This is a genomic window from Streptomyces ossamyceticus (assembly GCF_001418475.1).
GTDB lineage: Bacteria > Actinomycetota > Actinomycetes > Streptomycetales > Streptomycetaceae > Streptomyces > Streptomyces ossamyceticus.
Genome location: NZ_LIQX01000695.1, coordinates 1 through 5,096 on the forward strand (window position 1 = coordinate 1; position 5,096 = coordinate 5,096).

Annotated in this window: 5 protein-coding genes; 3 read left to right on the forward strand and 2 right to left on the reverse strand. The window is 72.0% G+C overall.

Annotated features, from left to right (window positions below; genetic code table 11):
• The 3 genes from aceE to AOK15_RS36815 form a co-directional block, all read left to right on the forward strand.
• The coding region (gene aceE, locus AOK15_RS36805; protein ID WP_055522942.1) for a pyruvate dehydrogenase (acetyl-transferring), homodimeric type at window positions 1-2,013 on the forward strand (2,013 nt) is incomplete at its 5' end.
• Window positions 2,014-2,285: 272 nt separating this feature from the next.
• A complete protein-coding gene (locus AOK15_RS36810) occupies window positions 2,286-3,365 on the forward strand; it encodes a helix-turn-helix transcriptional regulator (RefSeq protein WP_055522944.1) in 1,080 nt (359 codons plus the stop codon).
• Window positions 3,366-3,463: 98 nt separating this feature from the next.
• Entirely contained in the window at window positions 3,464-3,982 is a 519-nt protein-coding gene (locus tag AOK15_RS36815; RefSeq protein ID WP_055522946.1) for a DUF4240 domain-containing protein, read from the forward strand.
• A gap of 20 nt (window positions 3,983-4,002) precedes the next feature.
• On the opposite strand, the gene AOK15_RS36820 is transcribed toward AOK15_RS36815, so the two are convergent.
• Together AOK15_RS36820 and AOK15_RS36825 are read right to left on the reverse strand one after the other, a co-directional pair.
• Entirely contained in the window at window positions 4,003-4,293 is a 291-nt protein-coding gene (locus AOK15_RS36820) for a hypothetical protein (protein WP_055522949.1), read from the reverse strand.
• 121 nt (window positions 4,294-4,414) lie between these two features.
• Window positions 4,415-5,062: a peptidoglycan recognition protein family protein gene (locus AOK15_RS36825; RefSeq protein WP_240508765.1), complete on the reverse strand. Its 648-nt coding sequence runs from the start codon at window positions 5,060-5,062 to the stop codon at window positions 4,415-4,417.
• Window positions 5,063-5,096 lie beyond the last annotated feature (34 nt).

Below are 5,096 nucleotides of genomic sequence, written 5' to 3' on the forward strand. Positions count from 1 at the left end.
GTCTGGGCGTTCCTCGGCGACGGTGAGATGGACGAGCCCGAGTCGACGGCGGCACTCGCGCTCGCCTCCCGCGAGGGCCTCGACAACCTGACCTTCGTCATCAACTGCAACCTGCAGCGCCTCGACGGCCCGGTCCGCGCCAACTTCAAGATCGTGCAGGAGCTGGAGGCCCAGTTCCGCGGCGCCGGCTGGAATGTGATCAAGAGCCTGTGGGGCTCGGCCTGGGACGAGCTGTTCCAGCTCGACACCACCGGCGCGCTCGTCCGCCGGTTGCGCGAGGTACCGGACGCCCAGGTCCAGACGTACCAGACCCGCGACGCCGCCTACATCCGCCAGGACTTCTTCGGCAAGGACCCGGCGCTCGTCGAGATGGCGAAGCTGCTGAGCGACGATAAGATCCTGGAGTGCTTCCACCTCTCCCGCGGTGGTCACGAGGCGCGCAAGGTGTACGCCGCGTACAAGGCGGCCGTCGAGTTCAAGGGCGCGCCGACCGTGATCCTGGCCCAGACCGTCAAGGGCCACACCCTCGGTGAGGGCTTCGCGTCGAAGAACGCCAACCACCAGATGAAGAAGCTCTCGGTGGACGAGTTCAAGACGATGCGGGACCTGCTCGACCTGCCGATCAAGGACAGCGACTTCGTCGACGGCGTCGTGCCCTACGGCCACCCGGGCGCCGACTCCGCCGAGGTCCGCTACCTCCAGGAGCGCCGCGCCGCCCTTGGCGGCCCCGCGCCGGCCCGTCGCGTCCACCCGGTGGCGCCGCTGCCCGCCCCCGCCGAGAAGGCCTTCGCCTCCTTCGACAAGGGCTCCGGCTCCCAGAACGTGGCCACCACCATGGCTTTCGTCCGCCTGATCAAGGACCTGGTCCGCGACAAGGAGACGGGTAAGCGCTGGGTGCCGATCGTCCCCGACGAGGCCCGCACCTTCGGCATGGAGTCGCTGTTCCCGTCCCTCGGGATCTACTCCCCCAAGGGCCAGACGTACGAGCCGGTCGACCGCGACCAGCTGATGTACTACAAGGAGGCCGAGAACGGGCAGATCCTCAACGAGGGGATCACCGAGGCCGGTTCGATGGCCGACTTCATCGCCGCGTCGACCGCGTACTCCACGCATGGCGAAGCGATGATCCCGTTCTACATCTTCTACTCGATGTTCGGCTGGCAGCGCACGGCCGACCAGATGTGGCAGCTCGGCGACCAGCTCGGCCGCGGCTTCCTCGTCGGCGCGACCGCCGGCCGTACGACGCTGACGGGCGAGGGCCTGCAGCACGCGGACGGTCACTCACCGGTCATCGCGGCGACCAACCCGGCCGCCCTCACGTACGACCCGGCCTTCGCGTACGAGGTCGCGACGATCGTGAAGGACGGTCTGCGCCGGATGTACGGCGAGGCCGCGCCCGGTGAGGACCCGAACGTCTTCTACTACCTGACCGTCTACAACGAGCCGCTCCCGCAGCCCGCGAAGCCGGCCGGTCTCGGTATCGACGAGGGCATCGTCAAGGGCCTGTACCGCTTCAACACGGCGGAGTCCGCGGGCGTGACCGTCCCGGCGAACGCCCCGCGCATCCAACTGCTGGGTTCCGGTACGGCCATCCACTGGGCGCTTCAGGCGCAGAAACTCCTCGCCGACGAGTGGGGGATCGCGGCCGACGTGTGGTCCGCGACGTCCTGGAGCGAGCTGCGCAGGGACGCCCTGGACGCCGACGCGGCGCTGCTGCGCGGCGAGGAGCGCGTCCCGTACGTCCGCCAGGCACTCCAGGGCGCCGAAGGTCCGGTGCTGGCCGTGTCCGACTACATGCGTCAGGTTCCCGACCAGATCGCCCAGTGGGTCGAGCAGGACTACTCCTCCCTCGGCGCCGACGGCTTCGGTCTCTCCGACACCCGCGAGGCGGCCCGCCGGCACTTCGGTGTCGACGCGCAGTCCATCGTCGTGGCGGCGCTCGCGCAGCTGGCGAAGCGGGGGGAGACCCGGGCGGCGGCGGTGAAGGAGGCCCGCGAGAAGTACGGGCTGTGAGGCTGCCGGGCGCCTTCTGAACGGGGGGTGCCTGTCGGTCGGCGAGTGCGGGTGGTTCGTGGTTTCTCGCGCAGTTCCCCGCGCCCCCGAAGGGATGGGCCTGCGGCCCACCCTTCACAGGAAAAGCACGGGCGCGGCCCGGACGCTTTTCAGGGGCGCGGGGAACTGCGCGCACGCCCCCGCACGCACTCGCACCCGCACCCGCACCCGCACCCGCACCCGACGACGCACCCTCACGCCCCTCCCCTCGGAGGGCCCGGCATGATGACTTCATGCGCGCTGCCCGGCTCATCAAGATGGTGCTGCTTCTCCAGTCCCGCCCCTCCATGACCGCGGCCGAGCTGGCCCGTGAGCTGGAGGTGTCCGAGCGCACGGTCACCCGGGACGCCCAGGCCCTGTCGGAGGCTGGTGTCCCCGTGTACGCGGACCGCGGGAGGGCCGGTGGCTACCGTCTGATCGGCGGTTACCGCACCCGGCTGACCGGACTCGCCCGCAGCGAGGCCGAGGCCCTGTTCCTCAGCGGCGTTCCGGGGGCCCTGCGCGAGATGGGCCTGGAGGACGCCGCCTCCGCCGCCCGCCTGAAGGTGTCGGCGGCCCTCCTCCCCTCCCTCCGCGACGCCTCGCGCACGGCGTCCCAGCGGTTCCACCTCGACGCGCCGAGCTGGTTCAAGGAACCGAAGACCCCGGAGCTGCTGCCCGTCGTCGCGGACGCCGTCTGGGACGACCGGCGGATCACGGCGCGCTACCGCAGGGGCGACACGGAGGTCGAACGGCGGCTGGAGCCGTACGGTCTCGTCCTCAAGGCCGGCATCTGGTACCTGTGCGCCCGCGTCGTCGACCTCGCCGCCCCCTCCGTCCCCGGCCCCCGCACCGGCCACGACACTCCGGGCCGTCCCGACGCCCGTCCGGACGTCGGCTCCGCCAACCGTTCCGCTCCTTTCCGTACGTACCGCATCGACCGGTTCAGCACCGTCGAGAGCGAGGAAGCCCGCTTCACGCGCGACAAGGACTTCGATCTGCCGGCGTACTGGGACCAACAGGCGGAACGTTTCGCCCGCTCGATCCTGCACACCGAGGTCGTCGTACGGCTGTCCCCCGAGGGTGTGCGGCGGCTGCCGCACGTCGTTGATCCCGTGTCGGCGCGGGACGCCCTCGCGGCGACGGACGACGCGCCCGACGCGCACGGCTGGAGGACCGTGACGCTCCGGGTCGAGTCGGAGGACGTGGCCCGCACCCAGCTCACGGCGCTGGGGGCCGAGGTCGAGGTGCTCGCGCCGGAAGGTCTGCGGAGCCGTTTCGTGCAGGACGCGCGGCGGCTCGCCGAGCTGTATCGGGGAGCGGCGCGGGGCTGAGAGGGGCCGTACGGGCCGTCGGGGCGCGTCGGCGGGCGTGGCCGATCCGTGGCCCTCCACGTGCATCCGGCCCCCTGAGGCCCGATGCTGGACCCGTGATGGACGAGACGGAGTTCTGGGAGCTGGTGGACACGACCCGGGAGGACGCCGAGGGCGACCCGGAGGACCAGGCCGACCTGCTCGTGGAACGGCTCGGCCGACTGGACCCGGAGGCGGTGCTCGACTTCTCCCGGCACTTCGAGTCCCGCTACAACCGCGCCTACACCTGGGACCTGTGGGGCGCCGCCTGGGTGCTGCTCGACGGCGCCAGCGACGACGCGTTCGACTTCTTCCGGTGCTGGCTGATCGGCCAGGGTCGGGAGGTCTTCGAGGGCGCGGTGCACGACCCGGACGCGCTCGCCGATCTGCTGGGCGACTTCGACGAGGAGATCGACGGGGACGGCGAGGAGCTGGGGTACGCCGCCGACGAGGCGTACGAGCAGCTCACCGGCCTCGTCGCGCCGGACCTCGGCATTCCGCCCGCGCCCGGCGAGCCGGAGGGCTCCCCGGTCGACTTCGAGGACGAGTCCGCGCTCGCCGAGCGCTACCCGAAGCTCTGGGAGCGTTTCAGGCCCTGAGGCCCCGGCTGGGGAACGTTTCAGGCCCTGAGGTCCCGGCTGCGGGTGCGCGGCAGAGAGGCAGGGGTGTGCTCGGCGGTGTACGTCCGGGACTCCTGACGCTCCCCCTCGTGGCCGTGTGCCGGGTGTCCGGGCGCGGTCGCTCCGTGCAGCGGGGCCGAGTTGGCGCGCTCCAGCGCGGAGGCGGTGACGGCGGACGGGCCGAGCACGACCACGGCGGCCGCGCAGGCCACCGTCCACGGGCTGCGCAGGGCGGCGGACCAGGTGCGCCGCGCGGCGCGCGCCGGGCTCTTCGTACGATTGCCGATCATGTTCCCACCTCCGGTCGACGTGACACGACGACGGTAGGGCGGGGATCTTGGAGGAGTCTGTGAGACCGCGGCGGGCCGTCTGTGAACCTCATGAGATCTGACTCCGGCCCCGGGACCGGGGTCACGACCGGCCCTGGAGACGGGCCGCCAGTTCCCTGATGGCGGGCAGGCGTTCGGCGAGGGCCGCGCCCGGGCAGCTGGTCATGTAGCCGTCGCTGTGGCCCGCGAGGGTGGGCAGCAGGACGGTGGTGCCGGCGGCGTAGCGGCTGCGGCTGTTGCTGGAGGTGAGGCGCACACTCCCGCGGGGGTCGCTGTCGGAGAGACCGAGCTTCCAGGCGACGAGGGCGGCGATCGCGTCGGTCATGGCCTGGGGGACGGGGACACCGGCGGTGAAGGTGCCGAGGGCGGCGATACCGGCGGTGCGGTGGTTGAAGCCCTGGGTGTGGGCGCCGGTGACGGGGCGGTCGACGCCGCCCGCGCGGCCCTCGTAGATGGTGCCGCAGCGGTCGACGAGGAAGTTGTAGCCGATGTCGTCCCACTCCCGGGTGCCGGTCTGGCCGGCGTACAGGTAGCGGATGATGCGGGGCGCGTCGGCGCAGTCGTAGCCGTTCGGTGAGTCCGTGTGGTGGATGAAGACGGCGGCGACCTGGTCGTCGTAGCGTGCGGGCGGCTGGCTGCGGCCGTCCCCGGCGAGCCAGCGGCTCCTCGGCACGATGGGCGGCCGCGGTGCCTGGTACGCCTGGTGCGACTGGGAGGGCCGGGCCGCCACGGGACTGGGGGCTCGGCCCTCCCAGTCGCACCAG